Below are 15,839 nucleotides of genomic sequence, written 5' to 3'. Positions count from 1 at the left end.
GTTCAAGGGCCAGCGGCCTGCCTGAGCCGCTGCGGCAGCAAAGCCAGCGCGGCCTCGTTCCAGGCCCCCATCAAACAGATCTGCAGCCAATTGCGTTCATGCAGATAGCGGCTCTGCCAGGCGAGCTTGAAACCGGCTCGCTCCAGACGCTGGCCGACGCGACCCGCCCGCAAGTTCGGCGCCAGCGCCAAGGTCAAAATGCCCGGCATGGCGTGCGGGCCATCGACCAGCAAACGCCAATCATCGTCGCCTGCATCAGCGGCCAGCGCGAGCCGAAGCGCTGCGTCGGCCTCGCGCACGGCCTGCCAGCGCGCCGGCCAATCGACTGCCAGCGCCGCCTCGAGCGCGGCCAATAAATTGGAGCTTTGCGTATAGGGCACACCGTCGGCCTGCGCAAAACCACCTAGATCAATCGCGCGAGGCAAAGCCCCGGCGGGCTGCAGATCGCCGTTGTGCATGACGATGGCCAGCCCCGCATAAGCGCCCAGCGCCTTGCCACTGACCGCGCTCGCCAGCCAGACACCGCGCAAGTCCAAGGCCTGCAATCCAAATGCACTGACCGCATCCACGCACAAGCGCGCGCCAAAGCGCACACAGGCCTCGCGCAACATCTCCAGCGGGTTCAGCATGCCCGTGGAGGTCTCGCTCAGCACGACCCAAACCCAATCGGGCCGCTGCTCGGCCAGCGCCTGTTCCAGCGCCGCCCCGCTGAGCGCCTGACCCCATGGCAAACGCATCAGCTGGTGCGGCAGGCGCCAGCGCTGCGCATGGTCGGCCAGCCGCTCACCGAACTCGCCGTTGCTGATAACCAACCCGCGCCCACCGAGCAGAGACAGTTGGCCCGCCACCGCATCATTGGCCAAGGTGCCGGTGCCCGGGAACACCAAGGCGCCCTCGCAGTGACCCAGCTCACATAAACGCTGCCGCACCCGCGCCAAACGCTGCAAATGGACGGAGCCGCGATGCGAGAGCGCCGGCGCCGCCAAGGCCTGCTCGACGGCCGGGGCGATCGTCACCGGGCCCGGCAAAAAGCTTGCATGCTGGCCATCAGACAAGAACTCCAGGTGGCCGGACTTGGCGGCATAGTCGGGCAGGCGCATCAGCATCGGCTGATAAGGCGCCTCGGCACTGCCGACCAAGGGGCCAAAGGCCTGAAAGCCGAGATGCGCGTAAAGCTTGGTCTGGCGCAGCGTGCCCGAGATCAGCGCCAGATCACAGCCCTGGGCACGGAAGCAACGGGCCAAGACGCCGGCAAGCCGAGCAAACACCCCATGCTTGCGAAACGCCGGCGCCACCGCCAACAAGCGAACTTCCACCGCCCTCTGATGCGGCGGCAGATGCTGCTGCAAATCACTGAGCTTGCCATCCAGCGAGAACGGGCGCTCGCAGCGACCCGCGATCATCCCGACCAACTCGCCCTGATGAAGGCAGATCGCATAGGTGTTCTGCGCATGAAAGCGGTCCACCAGGCGCTGCCCGAGGTTGCTCTGGTGCTGCGGGATTTCATCGACGAAGGTGCGGTAGTTCAGGCGATGAATGGCCTCGAACTCCTGCGCCTGATCGGCAATCTTGAAGCGGAGCGTTCCAAGCTGCCTTGTCTCCAAGCTCATGGGCATTCATGTCCTTTTGTGCAGCGCACGGTCTACGGCGTTGGCACACTGTAGACCTGCCGCGGCACACGAACAGAATGATCTGACGAAGTAGCGTCAACCGCTACCGAAAGGGTCAGGCCAGCGCACGCCCGATCAGAATCTTTTGCACCTCGGATGTACCTTCATAGATCTGGCAGACCCGCACATCGCGGTAGATGCGCTCGACGGGGAAGTCGCTGACATAACCGTAACCGCCGTGCACCTGGATCGCGTCGGAGCAGACGCGTTCAGCCATCTCGGTGGCGAAGAGCTTGGCCATCGCCGCTTCTTTCAAGCAGGGCTTGCCGGCATCCTTGAGGCTCGCGGCATGATGGATCAGCTGCCTTGCGGCTTCGATCTGCGTGGCCATATCGGCCAGCTTGAAGTTGATCGCCTGGTGATTGAAGATGGGCTGACCGAAGGACTCGCGTTGCTTGGCGTAACTCAGCGCCGCCTCGAAGGCGGCGCGCGCCATGCCGACCGCCTGCGATGCGATGCCAATGCGGCCACCTTCCAAACCGGCCAAGGCGATCTTCAGGCCCTGGCCTTCTTCGCCCAGACGATTGCCGACGGGAACGCGGCAGTTCTCGAAACGGATCTGCGCCGTGTCGCTGGCATGCTGGCCCATCTTGTCTTCGACCCGGTCGACTTCGTAGCCGGGCGTGTTGGTCGGCACCAGGAAAGCGCTGATGCCTTTTTTGCCGGCGGCTTTGTCGGTGACGGCCATCACGATGGCCACATCACCGTTCTTGCCGCTGGTGATGAATTGCTTGACGCCGTTCAGCACGTATTCATCGCCATCTCTGAAAGCGGTGGTGCGCAGGCCGCCAGCCTCGGAGCCGACATGCGGCTCGGTCAGGCAGAAGGCGCCGAGCATGTCGCCGCGCGCCAGCGGCTTCAGAAAACGCTGCTTTTGATCTTCATTGCCGAAGCCCATCAGGATAGAACAACAGGGGCAGTTATTGACGCTGACCACGGTCGAGGTCGCGCCATCGCCGGCAGCGATTTCTTCCAGGATGACGCTCAGCGCCAGATAGTCCAAGCCGGCGCCGTCATACTCGGTCGGCACGGCCACGCCGTAGCAGCCCAGCTCGGCCAAACCCTGCAACTCGGCGGCAGGAAAGTGATGGGTCTTGTCCCACTGCGCGGCCTTGGGAGCAATCTCGGCCTGCACATAAGCGCGCACCGCGTCTTGGACGGCCAGATGGTCTTCGCTAAGCAACATATTGATTTTGTCTCGTCACCAGGCCAGGGGCTGGCCGTCGTAATTGAAAAAGCTGCCGTTGTCGGCCGGCTTCAAGCCGGCCAGCACGGCCCGCATGCCGGCCACACTGGTCCTCACATCGATGTCGGCGCCTTCGCCGCCCATCTCGGTGCGCACCCAGCCGGGGTGAAAACTGATGCAGATCGCACGGCCACGCAAGGCGATCGAAGCATCTTTGAGCACCGAGTTGACCGCCGCCTTGGACGCCCGGTAGAGCCAGCCGCCGCTGCTGTCGCGCAGGCTTATCGAGCCCATGCGCGAGGACAGCACGCCCAGCTTTGCACCCGGCGCCAAGGCGTCCACCAGTTGCGGCAAGACTCGCATAGGCCCCAGCACATTGGCATGCATGACGGCATCGAAATCGGCCTCGGTGGGCGTTTGCAGGCCGGCACTGCGCGGGCCGAACACGCCGGCCACGAACAGTACTTGATCAAACTGGTAGCCGTCGATCTGCCAGGCCAGGCCGGACGCGCTGGCCGTGTCTGCAATATCCAGCTTGATCGCGGTGGCACCTTCGGCCTGCACCAAGGCCAGACCGGCCTCGCTGCGCGCCGTGCCGACGACCTTGTCACCAGCGGCGCGGCATTGGCGCACGAACTCCAGGCCGATGCCGCGCGAGGCGCCGATGATCAGGGTCTGCGCCATCAGATCAGCTCAACGCCCATCGCAGTCGCCTCGCCGCCGCCGATGCACAGCGCGGCCACGCCGCGCTTCAGGCCGCGGTGCTTCAAGGCGCCGATCAGGGTCACCAGGATGCGGGCACCGGACGCGCCGATCGGGTGGCCCAAGGCGACCGCACCACCGTTGACGTTGACGATCTCGTGCGGCAGTTTGAACTCGGCCATCGCTGCCATCGTGACGGCCGCGAAGGCTTCGTTGACTTCCCACAGATCGACGCTCTTGGCATCCCAGCCGTTCTTGGCCAAGAGCTTTTGGATCGCGCCGACCGGGGCGGTGGTGAACCACTCCGGCGCGTTCGCGTGCACGGCATGGCCGACGATGCGAGCGACCGGCGTCAGGCCGAGTTTGGCGGCATGGCTCTCGCGCATCAAGACCATGGCAGCGGCGCCGTCGGAGATGCTTGAGGAGGTGGCGGCGGTGATGGTGCCGTCTTTGACGAAGGCGGCTTTGAGGCCGGCGATCTTGTCCAGCTTGGCTTTGAAGGGCTGCTCGTCGCGGCTGAAGACGGTGTCACCGGCACGACCGGCGACCGTCACCGGCGCCATTTCCCAGGCGAAGCTGCCGTCCTCGTTGGCGCGCTTGGCGCGCTCGGTCGAAGCAATCGCGAAGGCGTCCTGCGCTTCACGCGTGAAGCCGTACTTGGCCACGCATTGCTCGGCGAACACGCCCATGGCCTTGCCGCGCTGGTAAGCATCTTCCAGACCGTCCAGCGCCATATGGTCATACATCTGCGCGGCGCCGTACTTGATGCCTTTGCGAGCGAACATCAGGTGCGGCGCATTGGTCATGCTTTCCATGCCGCCTGCGATCAGGATGTCGGCGCTCTCGGCCTTCAGCGTGTCATGCGCGAACATGGTGGCGCGCATGCCGGCGCCACACATCTTGCTCAAGGTCACTGCACCAACCGACTGCGGCAGGCCGGCCTTCAGCACCGCTTGGCGCGCCGGGGCCTGGCCTTGACCGGCCATCAGGCAGTTGCCGATGAAGGCCTCTTGAATCGCGTCGCCGGGGACACCGGCACGCTCGACTGCCGCCTTGATGGCCACAGCGGCCAACTCCCAGGCCTGCAAGCCGGCGAAATCACCCAACAAACCGCCGATGGGGGTGCGGGCGGCGGAAACAATGACGATGGAATCAGACATGGTGTGCTCCTAAATAGTTACTGGACGGGAAGATCGTGATGGCTGGCTGCGATCAGCGCTGCACCATCGACATGGGGATGCTTGTTCTGACCCGCCGTGTAGGCAAAGCGTTTGTGCGGGTCGTAGGGAAAGACGTCGTGCACATGGCCGGCCTGAATGCGCAGCTTGTGTTGCTGCCAATAGTCGGCGTCGAGCAGATCGGCATGGTGGCGCATGAACAGCTCGCGCACACCGGGGTGGCCGAGCAAGAAGGGGCCGAAGGTCTCGGGAAAAACATCGCGCGGGCCGACTCGGTACCAAATCTCGCCCGACATTTCTTCTTCCTCATTGCGCGGCTGCGGCACATGGCGGAAGTTGCAATCGGTCATGTACTCGATTTCGTCGTAGTCATAGAACACGACCTTGCCGTGGCGGGTGACACCGAAGTTCTTCCACAACATATCGCCGGGGAAGATATTGGCCGCGAGCAGGTCTTTGATCGCATTGCCGTATTCCAGCACCGCATGCTCCATCTGCGCCGGTGTGGCCTCTTGCAGATAGATGTTCAGCGGCACCATGCGGCGCTCGATGTAGACATGCTTCAAGACCAGGTCATCGCCCTTGATCTCCAGCAAGCTGGGGCAAAAATGCTTCAACTCCGCCACCAACTCATCCTCGAAACGGTGGCGAGGGAATGCGACATTAGAGTATTCCAGCGTGTCCGCCATGCGGCCGACCCGGTCATGCTGTTTGACCAGCAAATACTTGCTTTGAATCAGCTCGCGGCTGGTTTCTTTTTGCGCCGGGAAGAAATCCTTGATCAGCTTGAAGACGAAGGGGTAGGACGGCAAGTCGAACACCAGCATCACCATGCCCTTGATGCCGGGTGCGATACGGAACTTGTCGGAGGAATGGCGCAGGTGATAGAGGAAGTCGCGGTAAAACAGATTCTTGCCATGCTTTTGCAGGCCAATGGCGCTGTAGATTTCAGCGCGCGGTTTGCGCGGCATCATCGAGCGCAAAAAGGCCACAAATGCACTCGGCACCTCCATATCGACCATGAAGTAGGCGCGTGCGAAGCTGAACAGCATCAGCAGATCGTCTTCGCCGAACAGCATCGCGTCGATATAAAGCAAAGCGTCTTGGCCTTTGCCGCGCGGCTCGCGGTGCAGAATGGGCAAGGCAAACGGCGTCTCGGTAAAGCCGTTGATGATCTTGCCGACCAGGTAGGCGCCTTTGTTGCGATAAAACAGGCTGGACAAAACCTGGATCTGGAAATTGGTGCGCCAGCGGAAGTTGCCCAACTCCCTGCGCACCGCATTGAGCACCCAATCCACATCGCGCCCTAGGTCCTCGAACTCCAGGTCGAGCTGGAAGTTGGTGACCACGCGGCGCATGGTCTCGCGCATATTGGCGGGTGTCGGGTAATAGGCCCGGTAGGTCGGCTTGGCGGCCGGCTCTTCGTTCTCGATGTATTCGGTCGAGACGGCGGGACGCACAAAGATGAAGTCGTTGTGGAAGTAGCCGTGGTGCAGCACGCGCGTGCAGACCGAATTGAAGAAGGTCTCGGCCAGCTCGGGCTGGTGGTGGTCGATCAGCAAGCCGATGTAATGCAGCTTGACCTGCTGCCAGACGTCCATGGGCAAACTGCTGGTCTGGAAACGCTGCTCCAGCATCGCGATCGCCTCATCGACCCGCACGTCGTAGAACTCGATACGCTCGCGCTGAGCACGCTGCTGGCCATGCCAGTCGGCGCGCTCAAAACGCCCCTTCGCAGCGGCCGAGGTAGCGCGAAAGAGGCCGTAATGCCGATTGAAGCCGCCCAACATCGCCTGCGCTATTTCGAACGCTCGGGAGTCGGTCAGCTTTTGCGGGAACATTGGCGGCCTCGGCGTTGAATCAGTCGGCCGACTGTAGCCGCTGCCTGTCATAGCGCAGCTTGACCGCGCTCAAGGCGCGTGAAAAAGCCGGGCCGACCTGCTCGGCCGAAGCCGCCGTGATGCGCAGATCCTCCAGCAAGCCGTTGTGCAGGCCGTAAACCCAGCCATGCACGACGATTTCCTGACCGCGCGCCCAGGCGTCTTGCACCACCGTGGTCTGGCAGGCATTGCGAGCCTGCTCCAGCACATTGAGCTCGCACAAGGCGTCTACGCGCTGCGCGGATGGCACCGTGTCCAGCCATTCCTGATGGTGGTTGCGCACATCCTGCACATGACGTAACCAGTTATCGGCAAGGCCCGTGCGCGTGTCGTTCAAAGCAGCCTTGACGCCACCACAGCCGGAATGCCCAACCACGATCACATGCTTGACCTTCAAGGCATCAACCGCGAACTGCATCACCGACAGGCAATTCAGATCCGAGTGCACGACCACATTGGCCACATTGCGGTGCACGAACAACTCGCCCGGCAGCAGATTGACCAGCTCGTTGGCCGGCACGCGGCTGTCGGCGCAGCCAATCCACAGGTATTGCGGCGTTTGCTGCTTCAGCAGGCGCGAAAAGAAGCCGGGCTCCCGCGATTCGGTCTCGGCCGCCCAATGCTTGTTGCTGTCCAGCAGTTCTTTGAGTTCAGTAGTCATGCGGGCATTGTCGCGGTGAGCGGTTTCACATGGTTTCGGCGAACAACTCACGGCCAATCAACATGCGCCGAATCTCGGAAGTGCCCGCCCCGATTTCATACAGCTTGGCGTCGCGCCAGAGCCGGCCCAGCGGGTATTCATTGATATAGCCATTGCCGCCAAAGATCTGCACGCCCTCACCGGCCATCCAGGTGGCTTTCTCGGCCGTCCACAGAATCACCGATGCGCAGTCCTTGCGCACCTGGCGCACATGCTCGGCGCCGAGCAGGTCGAGGTTCTTGGCAACGGTGTAAGCGAAAGAGCGGCCGGCCTGCAACACGGTATACATGTCCGCGACCTTGCCCTGAATCAGCTGGAATTCGCCGATGCTTTGGCCGAACTGCTTGCGGTCGTGGATGTAGGGGATCACGTTGTCCATCACGCTTTGCATGATGCCCAGCGGGCCGCCGGTCAAGACCGCGCGTTCATAGTCCAGGCCGCTCATCAAGACCTTGGCGCCGCCATTGAGCGTACCCAGCACGTTCTCGGCCGGCACTTCCACGTTTTGGAACACCAGCTCGCCGGTGTGGCTGCCGCGCATGCCGAGCTTGTCGAGCTTTTGAGCGACGCTGAATCCCGGCATGCCTTTTTCGATCAAAAAGGCGGTCACGCCGCGCGCACCCAGCTCGGGCTCGCTCTTCGCATAGACCACCAAGGTATCGGCGTCGGGGCCGTTGGTGATCCACATCTTGCTGCCGTTGAGCAGAAAGTAGCCGCCTTTGTCTTCTGCCCGCAGCTTCATGCTCAGCACGTCAGAGCCAGCCCCCGGCTCACTCATTGCCAGCGCACCGACATGCTCGCCGCTGATCAGCTTGGGCAGGTATTTGGCTTTTTGCGCGGCATTGCCATTGCGCTTGATCTGGTTCACGCACAGATTGCTGTGCGCGCCATAGCTCAGGCCCACCGAGGCGGAGGCTCGGCTGATTTCTTCCATCGCGATCATGTGGGCCAGATAGCCCATGTTCGCGCCGCCATATTCCTCGCCGACGGTGATGCCCAGCACGCCCAGATCGCCCATCTTGCGCCACAGGTCCATCGGGAACTGGTCGGAGTGATCGATCTCGGCCGCACGTGGCGCGATCTCGGCTTGTGCAAAGTCACGCACGGCATCGCGCAGCGCGTCGATGTCTTCACCAAGTTGGAAATTCAGGCCGGGCAAGTTCATAGCGTCTCCAGGATTGTTTGGCGCCGGCCATCGTAAGGCCGTCTGCGTGTTTTTTGGTTGACGCTTACGTAAACGTCAACCGACCGATTCTAGTTCAATGCCAAGCTTGCAGAAGGCGCCGAATCAGGGGGTGAGCCACCTTTTTGTCCGCCCCGATGGCGAAAAAATTCTCCTGCACGCCCTCGCAATCGCCGACGCGGCGCAAGTCATAGCGGGAGATCAGCTTGTCCTGCACCAGCTCGGTGGCCGGAAACACGCCCATGCCGCCGCCGCCAAAGGTGGCCAGCAAGGCACTGTCCTCAAACTCGCCGGCGATGCAGGGCTGCACGCCCAGGCGCTCGAACCATTGATCGATGCGCGCCCGCACCGCCGAATGCGTGGTCGGTAGCAGGACAGGCACCTTGGCCAGCGAGCGCGGGAAGTCGGCAACTGCTTGCTCATAGAACGCTTCCGGTGCGTACCACGCCATCGGCGACGCCCCGAGCGAATGGCTGTAGACCTTCAGATTCGGATTGGCCGGCGCCGCCCGATCGGCCAACACCACATCCAGGCGGTGCAAGGCCAGCTCGCTCAGCAAGCCTTCGAATTGGTCCTCATGGCAGAGCAGGCGCAAGCCCGGCTCATCCATCACCGGCAACAGCAGGCGCCGCACCGCCAGCTTGGGCAGGCCATTCGAGATGCCCACCGCCAAGCGCACGGTCGGCGTGCTGGCGGCGTCGCGCACCAAGCCGGGCAATTGCTCGCCCAGTTGAAAGATCTGGTCGGCTTGCTGCAAGGCCACCTGCCCCGCCTCGGTCAGCACCAAGCCGCGCCCGGCCGGCTTCAGCAAGGCGTAGCCCAGGGCGCGCTCCAGCTCCCGCACCTGCGTGCTGACGGTCTGTACGGCCATGCCCAGCCGGTCGGCCGCGCGCGACACGCCGCCCTCCTTGGCCACCACCCAAAAATAATAAAGATGCTTGTAGCTGTAGCTCAGACTCATCGCTTGGCCCCGCTATTCATCATGTTAAACAGAAGTATTGTTGCGCGATTATCTGCTTTTTCATTTTGCCGCGGCAACCTATTCTTCGTTCACCTTCAAGCCCATAAGAGTTCCGATATGCAAGTCCATTTCGAATCCAAAGATGCCGACGCGCTGGCACTGCGCGAGGTCGCGACCGAACGGCTGCGCTTTGCTATGCGCCGTGTTGCCTTGAACGTCCCCCTTGCCCGCGTACAAATGAGTGATGTCAACGGCCCGCGCGGCGGCATTGACAAGCGCTGCACGCTGGAGTTGCGCACGCATGGCGCCGGCACGCTGGTGATCGTCGCCACGGCAAAAGCCTGGCGCGCCGCTTTCGAGGCCGCCCTGACCCGCGCAGCGCATGCCTTGGTGAAAGCCTGGCAGCGCGGCCGCAGCCACCCGCGCGGCGACAAGCGCCTGCAGTTCGAAGCTGCCGCATCCAGCGAGCGCTGATCCGATCAACCCTTTTCGAGCGAAAGAACACCCCATCATGGAAACCGCCACCAAAACCTACGCCAGCCCTGCCGTGATTGACAGCATCGAGCAACACAGCGGCAGCCGAGACCCATCCGCCGTCAGCAGCCCGGCCACCGCCCGCGTCTTGCGCAATACCTACGCCCTGCTGTCGATGACACTGCTGTTCAGCGCCGCCGTCGCTGCCGCAGGGGTGGCCATGAAGCTGCCGGCACCCGGCCTGATCTTGACGCTCGGCGCCACTTTCGGTCTGCTGTTTGCCATCCACAAGCTGCAAAACAGCGGCTGGGCCATCCCGGCCGTGTTCGCCCTGACCGGCTTCATGGGCTACAGCCTGGGCCCGGTGTTGGCCAAGTCGCTGGCCTTGCCGGGTGGCGCGCAAACCATCATGTTGGCGCTGGCCGCCACCGGCGCTACCTTCTTGGCCCTGTCGTCCTATGTGCTGACCACCAAGAAGGACTTCTCCTTCATGGGCGGCTTTCTGTTCGCCGGCATGGTGATCGCGCTGTTGGCCGGCTTGGGCGCCGTGTTCTTGCAAATCCCGGCTTTGAGCCTGGCAGTGTCCGCGATGGTGGCCTTGTTGTCGGCCGGCTTGATCTTGTTTGAGACCAGCCGCATTGTTAATGGCGGCGAGACCAACTATGTGCTCGCCACCGTCAGCCTGTTCGTGTCCATTTTCAATCTGTTCACCAGCCTCTTGAGCCTGTTCGGCTTCGGCGGCACAGACGAGTAATCAAATGAACGCACTTGCTATTGCCATCGCACTGTTAGCGGCCAGCATCCTCTATGTGGCCTATATCGAGTTCAAGGCCAAGAACCACCGCGATGGCCGCCTCTTGGCCGGCATTGGCGCCTCCAGCGCCATTGCCGGCGCCGGCCTCTTTTTGCTCTGAACACTGTCCAAAAGCTTTACCCATGCGTCACTACCCCCGCAACAGCCCCGAAGCCGCTGCCCGCATCTTGTCGCTGGCGGCACTTGCCGACGGCAGCCTCTCGATGGTGGAGCTCCAAGCCTTGGAAGAGGCGAATGCCTATGCGCAGCTCGGTCTGCACCGCCTGCAAATGCAAGAGGTGATGCGCGCTCTTTGCCATGATTTGCTGAATCAGGCCGAGCTCAGCGAAGCCGGTGTCTGCCGCGTCGCACCAGCCACCATGGCCGCCTTGATGGCCGAAGTCGATGACCCGCAGCTGCGCCTGACGCTGCTGCAACTCTGCGTGACCGTGATCGAGGCCGACCAGCACATCGACGCCGGGGAATCCTTGCTGCTGCTGAGCGCGCTTGAACAATGGGGTCTGCACCATGTGCTGGCCCCACATTCAAGCGGAGCTGCACCTACGGCCTGGGCAGCGCTGCATTGACGCGTAGAAAGCAAAGCACAGCTTGACCGCCGCCCTGTCAGAGCGCTTGCGCAGCGCCGCTGCGGAGCTTCCAGCCCAAGGCATCAAGCTGCAGCACTTGGCTGCAGCCCACGGCCCGGCGGGGCTAGGCAGTTTATTGATTCTGTTGGCAGCACCCTGCCTCTTGCCGGTGCCGGGCGTCGGCACGGTCCTGGGCCTGGGCTTGTTGGGCTTGGCGATGAAGCTTTGGCGCGGTGATTCAGAGCGCGCCCACAAACTGCCGAAGGAGCTCGCAGACTTCGGCCTGTCCAAGCTTTGGGCCACCCGTGTCCTGCATCTAATGGCGCGCTTTTATGCTCAATCCGGCCGCTGGACCCGGCGGCGCCTAACGGATTTAGCGGACGGATCGCCAAGCCGCTTCCTGAGTGCGAAAGTCGCACTGATGGCGACACTGATCATTTTGCCCATCCCGTTCGGCAACCTGCTTCCTGCGCTGGCCTTGATGCTGCTCGGGCTGGGCCTGGCGGCACGCGATGGCTTGGCTGTTTTAGCTGGCGCAGCCATGGCCACCCTGGCCTTGCTGTTCAGTGTCTTGGTCGGTGCCGCCGCGTGGTTCTGGGGCCTAGGGGCGCTTGAGCTCGCGCGGCAAATATCCACATGGTTGCTGCGTCAACTCTAGTTGAAACACAATTGCCGCCTGCATCAACAACAGAAAAAATCTAGCCATGCAGAGTTTCCTGGATCCCGCCATCCTATTCTTCGTGTTCGGCATCATCGCCGGCACGCTCAAATCGAATCTCGAAATTCCACCGCAGATTTCGAAATTCTTGTCGCTCTATCTGCTGATGGCGCTCGGACTCAAAGGCGGATTTGCCCTCGCAAAATCAGGCCTAACGCATGAAGTAAGCGTCAGTCTGGGCCTGGCTTTGCTGCTGGCGGTGCTGGTGCCGGCGATGGGCTACTGGATCTTGCGCCGTTTCCTGTCGGGCTTTGACGCGGCCGCCATAGCCGCCACCTACGGCTCGGTCAGTGCAGTGACCTTCATCACCGCCGTGCAATATCTCGATACGCATTCGATTGCCTTCGGTGGCCATATGGCGGCGGCGATGGCCTTGATGGAGTCCCCCGCCATCATCATGGCCGTACTCTTGGCCAATCTGGTGCGGCGCAGCCAAACCGGCAAAGGTACGGCCGTCGCCAATCCTGGCCCCTTGTCCAAAGTGATGCACGAAGCCTTGACCGACGGCGCGCAACTGCTCTTGATCGGCGCGATGGTGGTGGGCATCTTGAGCGGCGTGTCGGGCCAGGCCGCGATGAAACCTTTTGCCGGCGACCTGTTCAAGGGCATGTTGGCCTTCTTTTTGCTGGACATGGGCCTTTTGGCCGCACGCAATATGGCCGGGCTCAAACGCCAGCCTCCACTGCTGATTGCCTATGCCTTGGGCGCGCCGCTGGTGCATGCGAGCATCGCATTAGGGCTGAGCCTGGCCTTTGGCTTGTCGCAGGGCAATGCCGCGCTGCTGATGGTGCTGGCGGCCAGCGCCTCCTATATCGCCGTGCCCGCCGTCGTGCGCCATGCCATACCGGAGGCCAACCCCAGCCTCTACTTCGGCATGTCCTTGGGGCTGACTTTCCCTTTCAATATCTTGGCGGGCATACCACTTTATGTAGGCATCGCCCAACGCATGATTCCGGCTTGATCAGAGGAAACGCTCCAGCAGCTTGCGCGAGGGCCGGTCGAGTGCAAAGCGGTCCTGAATCATCAGTTGCAGGCCATGACTGCTGGCGATCAACAGTCGGCCATCTGGAAGGCGGCGAATGTCTTCCTCGGTCTTCAATATGAAGACTGTTTCGCCACGATCGGTTTCTACCGTCCATTGGCTGGGCGTAGAGAAGGTCGAGACAGCTGTGATGTGCTGAATCGTCGGCATGAAATCGCGGCTGGCCAACTCGGTCGTCAGCAACTCACGCTCGGTGCTCGGCAAAGCGCTCAGGCTCTCGATCCAGGCCAGTTCATGACCATCGCTGCCGACCAGGGATACACCCTCATCCGGCGCCGAGATCGGGTGCGCGCGCACGACCGAGATATCGGCATGTTCGCGGCCCTGAGCGTCGGTCAAGCGCAAACGTCCAAAGGCATTGCGGGACAAGGATTGAAACGGAAGCATGGTCATTTCACTCATTGTTGAGCCGTGTGTGCATTCAAATTGGGCGGCAGCAGGGGCAAGACTTTTTCACCATCGGCGTCCACCCGCCTGACCTGCGCCTCATACAAACGCCAATAGGCGCCACGTTTTTCCATCAGCGCATCGTGCGGGCCTTCTTCGACCACCTGCCCACGGTCCATCACCACCAAGCGGTCGGCCTTGCGCAGCGTTGACAAGCGGTGAGCGATCGCAATCGTTGTGCGGCCCTTGACCAAATTGTCGAGCGCCTTTTGAATCTCTTTCTCGGTCTCGGTGTCAACCGAGGACGTCGCCTCATCGAGGATCAGGATGCGCGGGTCGATCAACAGAGCGCGCGCAATCGAGATGCGCTGGCGCTCGCCGCCACTCAAGCCCTGACCGCGCTCACCGACCAAGGAGTCATAGCCTTGCGGCAGCCGCAAGATGAACTCATGCGCGTGGGCGGCTCGCGCGGCGGCGACGACCTCGGCACGCGTCGCCTCGGGCTTGCCGTAAGCGATGTTCTCGGCAATCGTGCCGAAGAACAGGAAGGGCTCTTGCAAGACCAAGCCGATATGGCGACGGTAATCGGCCACGCCGATGCGGCGCAAGTCGATGCCGTCGACGCGGATACCGCCTTCGGTCACGTCATAAAAACGGCAGATCAGATTGACCAAGGTGCTCTTGCCCGAACCGCTGTGGCCGACCAAGCCGATCATCTCGCCCGGCTTGATGTCCAGCGACAGGCCGCGAATCACCGCGCGGTTGCCGTAGCGAAAGCCAATGTCCTGAATCTGAATCCCGCCCTGGCAGTTCTGCAGCGGCACCGGGTTGACCGGGTCGGGCACATTCGATTGGTGATCAAGAATATCGAAGATGCGCTTGGCACCTGCCGCTGCTTTTTGCGTCACCGAAACAATTCGGCTCATCGAATCCATGCGGCCATAAAAACGCCCGATATAGGCGATGAAGGCGGTCAAGATACCAACCGTGATCTCCTGCTTGGACACCAGATAGATACCGAAGGCCCACACCACCAGCAAGCCGAACTCGGTCAGCAGCGACACCGTCGGTCCGAACAAGCTCCAGGTCTTGTTCAGCTTGTCATTGATCTTGAGGTTATTGGCATTGGCCTCGCGAAAGCGTTGCGCCTCGCGTTTCTCTTGCGCAAAGGCCTTGACCACGCGCACGCCGGGGATGGTGTCGGCCAGCACCGAGGTGACCTCGCCCCAGACCCGGTCGATCTTCTCGAAACCGGTGCGTAGGCGGTCGCGCACCAAATGAATCATCCAGGAGATAAAGGGCAGCGGCACCAAGGTCACCAGCGCCAGCCAGGGATTGATCGAAAACAGAATCGTCGCCGTCATCAAGAGCATCAAAACATCGGTGATGAAGTCGAGCGCGTGCAGGGACAAAAACACGCTGATGCGGTCGGTCTCGGAGCCGATGCGCGACATCAAGTCGCCGGTGCGCTTATTGCCGAAATACTCCAGCGACAGGCTGAGCAAATGCTCAAAGGTGGCGGTACGCAGGTCGGCGGCGATGCGCTCCGAGGCCAGGGCCAAGATATAGGTCTTGGCCCAGCCCAGCAGCCAGGACACCAGCGAGGCGCCGAACAAACCACTCAGGATCAGCGCGACCAGATAGGGGTCAATCTTGTGGCCGGCCTGAAAAGGGATCAAAACCTTGTCCATCAAGGGAATGCTCAGGTACGGCGCCACCAGCGTCGCGCCGGTGGAACCCAACATCAGCAAAAAACCCAACAAGAGTTGGCCCTGATAGGGCTTGGCAAAGCGGGCCAAGCGCAGTAACACCCAGGTCGATGGCGGCGTGTGCAGTTCGCGCGCGCAGGCCGGGCATTCCTCGCTTTCGGGCGGCAGCGGGGCTTGGCAGCTGGGGCAGTATTCAGCCTCAGTGGCCTCGGCGGGCTGCGCATGCGCGTGGACGTCGCCTGCTTCGATGCGGCGCGTGAACAAATCCTGCCAACGTTGCGCCTGCAAGTTCATGGCCAGCGTGAAGCGCCATAGGCCCAGACGTTGCTTGGCGTTGAGCAACTCCAGCGAGCCAACGCCCGCATGGTCGGAAATCTGCATGCGCAGATCGGCCGTCAGCGGCCATTCAGACCATTGCGCAGTGGCCGGATCCCAGGCCAGCAAACGCTGCGCGGTCAAGACCAGCAAGCCGCGCGCGAAACGGCTTTGCGAGTCCAGGTCAACCTCCAGCGGGGCCAGCACGTTCTCATGCGGCAGCAATCGCGCTTGGAGTTCGGGCCATCGGGGGTGCTGCACAGACACTTCAACTGACATGTGATGACGCAATCTATTTATGGGCCGGCCACCTCAAAAGGGGTCTCCGGCATGGTTCAAGGCCGGATTTTCACT

General features: G+C 62.1%; 16 protein-coding genes. 6 read left to right on the top strand and 10 right to left on the bottom strand.

The genetic code is table 11. From position 1 onward, the window contains the following. Positions 1 to 2 precede the first annotated feature (2 nt). The 8 genes from LNV09_RS22100 to LNV09_RS22065 all read right to left on the bottom strand — a co-directional run bounded on the left by LNV09_RS22100 (position 3) and on the right by LNV09_RS22065 (position 9,460). The gene (locus LNV09_RS22100) at positions 3 to 1,610 is read right to left on the bottom strand and encodes a GNAT family N-acetyltransferase (protein ID WP_263559225.1); all 1,608 of its coding nucleotides are present in this window, start codon (positions 1,608 to 1,610) and stop codon (positions 3 to 5) included. A 115-nt stretch (positions 1,611 to 1,725) separates the two neighbouring features. Continuing rightward, positions 1,726 to 2,856 carry an acyl-CoA dehydrogenase family protein gene (locus LNV09_RS22095; RefSeq protein WP_263559224.1) on the bottom strand — a complete coding sequence of 377 codons (1,131 nt, stop codon included), beginning with the start codon at positions 2,854 to 2,856 and terminating at the stop codon, positions 1,726 to 1,728. Positions 2,857 to 2,871: 15 nt separating this feature from the next. Then, positions 2,872 to 3,540 carry an SDR family oxidoreductase gene (locus LNV09_RS22090; protein WP_263559223.1) on the bottom strand — a complete coding sequence of 223 codons (669 nt, stop codon included), beginning with the start codon at positions 3,538 to 3,540 and terminating at the stop codon, positions 2,872 to 2,874. After that, positions 3,540 to 4,718 (bottom strand): acetyl-CoA C-acyltransferase, encoded by a 1,179-nt coding sequence (locus LNV09_RS22085; protein ID WP_263559222.1) that lies wholly within the window; start codon positions 4,716 to 4,718, stop codon positions 3,540 to 3,542. The genes LNV09_RS22090 and LNV09_RS22085 overlap by 1 nt, the downstream gene beginning before the upstream one ends. Positions 4,719 to 4,735: 17 nt before the next feature. After that, complete coding sequence (aceK, locus tag LNV09_RS22080; RefSeq protein ID WP_263559221.1) at positions 4,736 to 6,577, bottom strand: bifunctional isocitrate dehydrogenase kinase/phosphatase; 1,842 nt, start codon at positions 6,575 to 6,577, stop codon at positions 4,736 to 4,738. Between the two features lie 19 nt (positions 6,578 to 6,596). Then, positions 6,597 to 7,277: a carbonate dehydratase gene (can, locus tag LNV09_RS22075; RefSeq protein ID WP_263559220.1), complete on the bottom strand. Its 681-nt coding sequence runs from the start codon at positions 7,275 to 7,277 to the stop codon at positions 6,597 to 6,599. A 25-nt stretch (positions 7,278 to 7,302) separates the two neighbouring features. Further along, positions 7,303 to 8,481 carry an isovaleryl-CoA dehydrogenase gene (locus LNV09_RS22070; RefSeq protein ID WP_263559219.1) on the bottom strand — a complete coding sequence of 393 codons (1,179 nt, stop codon included), beginning with the start codon at positions 8,479 to 8,481 and terminating at the stop codon, positions 7,303 to 7,305. A gap of 94 nt (positions 8,482 to 8,575) precedes the next feature. After that, positions 8,576 to 9,460 carry a LysR family transcriptional regulator gene (locus LNV09_RS22065; protein WP_263559218.1) on the bottom strand — a complete coding sequence of 295 codons (885 nt, stop codon included), beginning with the start codon at positions 9,458 to 9,460 and terminating at the stop codon, positions 8,576 to 8,578. Positions 9,461 to 9,577: 117 nt separating this feature from the next. Here LNV09_RS22065 and LNV09_RS22060 point away from each other — a divergent pair, with 117 nt between their 5' ends. From LNV09_RS22060 to LNV09_RS22035, 6 genes are read left to right on the top strand one after another with little or no spacing between them, the layout of a single operon-like run. After that, positions 9,578 to 9,934: an HPF/RaiA family ribosome-associated protein gene (locus LNV09_RS22060; protein ID WP_263559217.1), complete on the top strand. Its 357-nt coding sequence runs from the start codon at positions 9,578 to 9,580 to the stop codon at positions 9,932 to 9,934. Positions 9,935 to 9,971: 37 nt separating this feature from the next. Further along, positions 9,972 to 10,688: a Bax inhibitor-1/YccA family protein gene (locus LNV09_RS22055; RefSeq protein WP_263559216.1), complete on the top strand. Its 717-nt coding sequence runs from the start codon at positions 9,972 to 9,974 to the stop codon at positions 10,686 to 10,688. 4 nt (positions 10,689 to 10,692) lie between these two features. Next, positions 10,693 to 10,848: a hypothetical protein gene (locus LNV09_RS22050; RefSeq protein ID WP_263559215.1), complete on the top strand. Its 156-nt coding sequence runs from the start codon at positions 10,693 to 10,695 to the stop codon at positions 10,846 to 10,848. A gap of 22 nt (positions 10,849 to 10,870) precedes the next feature. Continuing rightward, positions 10,871 to 11,314, top strand: coding sequence for a TerB family tellurite resistance protein (locus LNV09_RS22045; RefSeq protein ID WP_263559214.1), 444 nt, complete (start codon positions 10,871 to 10,873; stop codon positions 11,312 to 11,314). A 22-nt stretch (positions 11,315 to 11,336) separates the two neighbouring features. Then, on the top strand, positions 11,337 to 11,972 hold the full coding sequence (locus LNV09_RS22040; RefSeq protein WP_263559213.1) for an exopolysaccharide biosynthesis protein: 636 nt from the start codon (positions 11,337 to 11,339) through the stop codon (positions 11,970 to 11,972). Between the two features lie 46 nt (positions 11,973 to 12,018). Next, positions 12,019 to 12,993: a sodium-dependent bicarbonate transport family permease gene (locus LNV09_RS22035; RefSeq protein WP_263559212.1), complete on the top strand. Its 975-nt coding sequence runs from the start codon at positions 12,019 to 12,021 to the stop codon at positions 12,991 to 12,993. On the opposite strand, the gene LNV09_RS22030 is transcribed toward LNV09_RS22035, so the two are convergent. Both LNV09_RS22030 and LNV09_RS22025 read right to left on the bottom strand, forming a co-directional pair. Beyond that, complete coding sequence (locus tag LNV09_RS22030; RefSeq protein WP_263559211.1) at positions 12,994 to 13,476, bottom strand: cyanophycin metabolism-associated DUF1854 family protein; 483 nt, start codon at positions 13,474 to 13,476, stop codon at positions 12,994 to 12,996. Continuing rightward, on the bottom strand, positions 13,473 to 15,776 hold the full coding sequence (locus tag LNV09_RS22025; protein WP_505190999.1) for a cyanophycin metabolism-associated ABC transporter: 2,304 nt from the start codon (positions 15,774 to 15,776) through the stop codon (positions 13,473 to 13,475). Before LNV09_RS22025 ends, LNV09_RS22030 begins: the two co-directional genes overlap by 4 nt. Between the last annotated feature and the right edge of the window lie 63 nt (positions 15,777 to 15,839).

The sequence above is a fragment of the Paucibacter sp. B2R-40 genome (genome assembly GCF_025717555.1).
Taxonomy (GTDB): domain Bacteria; phylum Pseudomonadota; class Gammaproteobacteria; order Burkholderiales; family Burkholderiaceae_C; genus Paucibacter_A.
Note: the sequence above shows the minus strand (reverse complement) of the source record. Positions and strands in the feature narration are given on the sequence as shown.

What these genes read in the sequence shown, in the direction of transcription:
- LNV09_RS22100 (WP_263559225.1), bottom strand. Translation starts at nt 1,610, where the DNA reads ATGAGCTTGGAGACAAGGCAGCTTGGAACGCTCCGCTTCAAGATTGCC.
- LNV09_RS22095 (WP_263559224.1), bottom strand. Translation starts at nt 2,856, where the DNA reads ATGTTGCTTAGCGAAGACCATCTGGCCGTCCAAGACGCGGTGCGCGCT.
- LNV09_RS22090 (WP_263559223.1), bottom strand. Translation starts at nt 3,540, where the DNA reads ATGGCGCAGACCCTGATCATCGGCGCCTCGCGCGGCATCGGCCTGGAG.
- LNV09_RS22085 (WP_263559222.1), bottom strand. Translation starts at nt 4,718, where the DNA reads ATGTCTGATTCCATCGTCATTGTTTCCGCCGCCCGCACCCCCATCGGC.
- aceK (WP_263559221.1), bottom strand. Translation starts at nt 6,577, where the DNA reads ATGTTCCCGCAAAAGCTGACCGACTCCCGAGCGTTCGAAATAGCGCAG.
- can (WP_263559220.1), bottom strand. Translation starts at nt 7,277, where the DNA reads ATGACTACTGAACTCAAAGAACTGCTGGACAGCAACAAGCATTGGGCG.
- LNV09_RS22070 (WP_263559219.1), bottom strand. Translation starts at nt 8,481, where the DNA reads ATGAACTTGCCCGGCCTGAATTTCCAACTTGGTGAAGACATCGACGCG.
- LNV09_RS22065 (WP_263559218.1), bottom strand. Translation starts at nt 9,460, where the DNA reads ATGAGTCTGAGCTACAGCTACAAGCATCTTTATTATTTTTGGGTGGTG.
- LNV09_RS22060 (WP_263559217.1), top strand. Translation starts at nt 9,578, where the DNA reads ATGCAAGTCCATTTCGAATCCAAAGATGCCGACGCGCTGGCACTGCGC.
- LNV09_RS22055 (WP_263559216.1), top strand. Translation starts at nt 9,972, where the DNA reads ATGGAAACCGCCACCAAAACCTACGCCAGCCCTGCCGTGATTGACAGC.
- LNV09_RS22050 (WP_263559215.1), top strand. Translation starts at nt 10,693, where the DNA reads ATGAACGCACTTGCTATTGCCATCGCACTGTTAGCGGCCAGCATCCTC.
- LNV09_RS22045 (WP_263559214.1), top strand. Translation starts at nt 10,871, where the DNA reads ATGCGTCACTACCCCCGCAACAGCCCCGAAGCCGCTGCCCGCATCTTG.
- LNV09_RS22035 (WP_263559212.1), top strand. Translation starts at nt 12,019, where the DNA reads ATGCAGAGTTTCCTGGATCCCGCCATCCTATTCTTCGTGTTCGGCATC.
- LNV09_RS22030 (WP_263559211.1), bottom strand. Translation starts at nt 13,476, where the DNA reads ATGAGTGAAATGACCATGCTTCCGTTTCAATCCTTGTCCCGCAATGCC.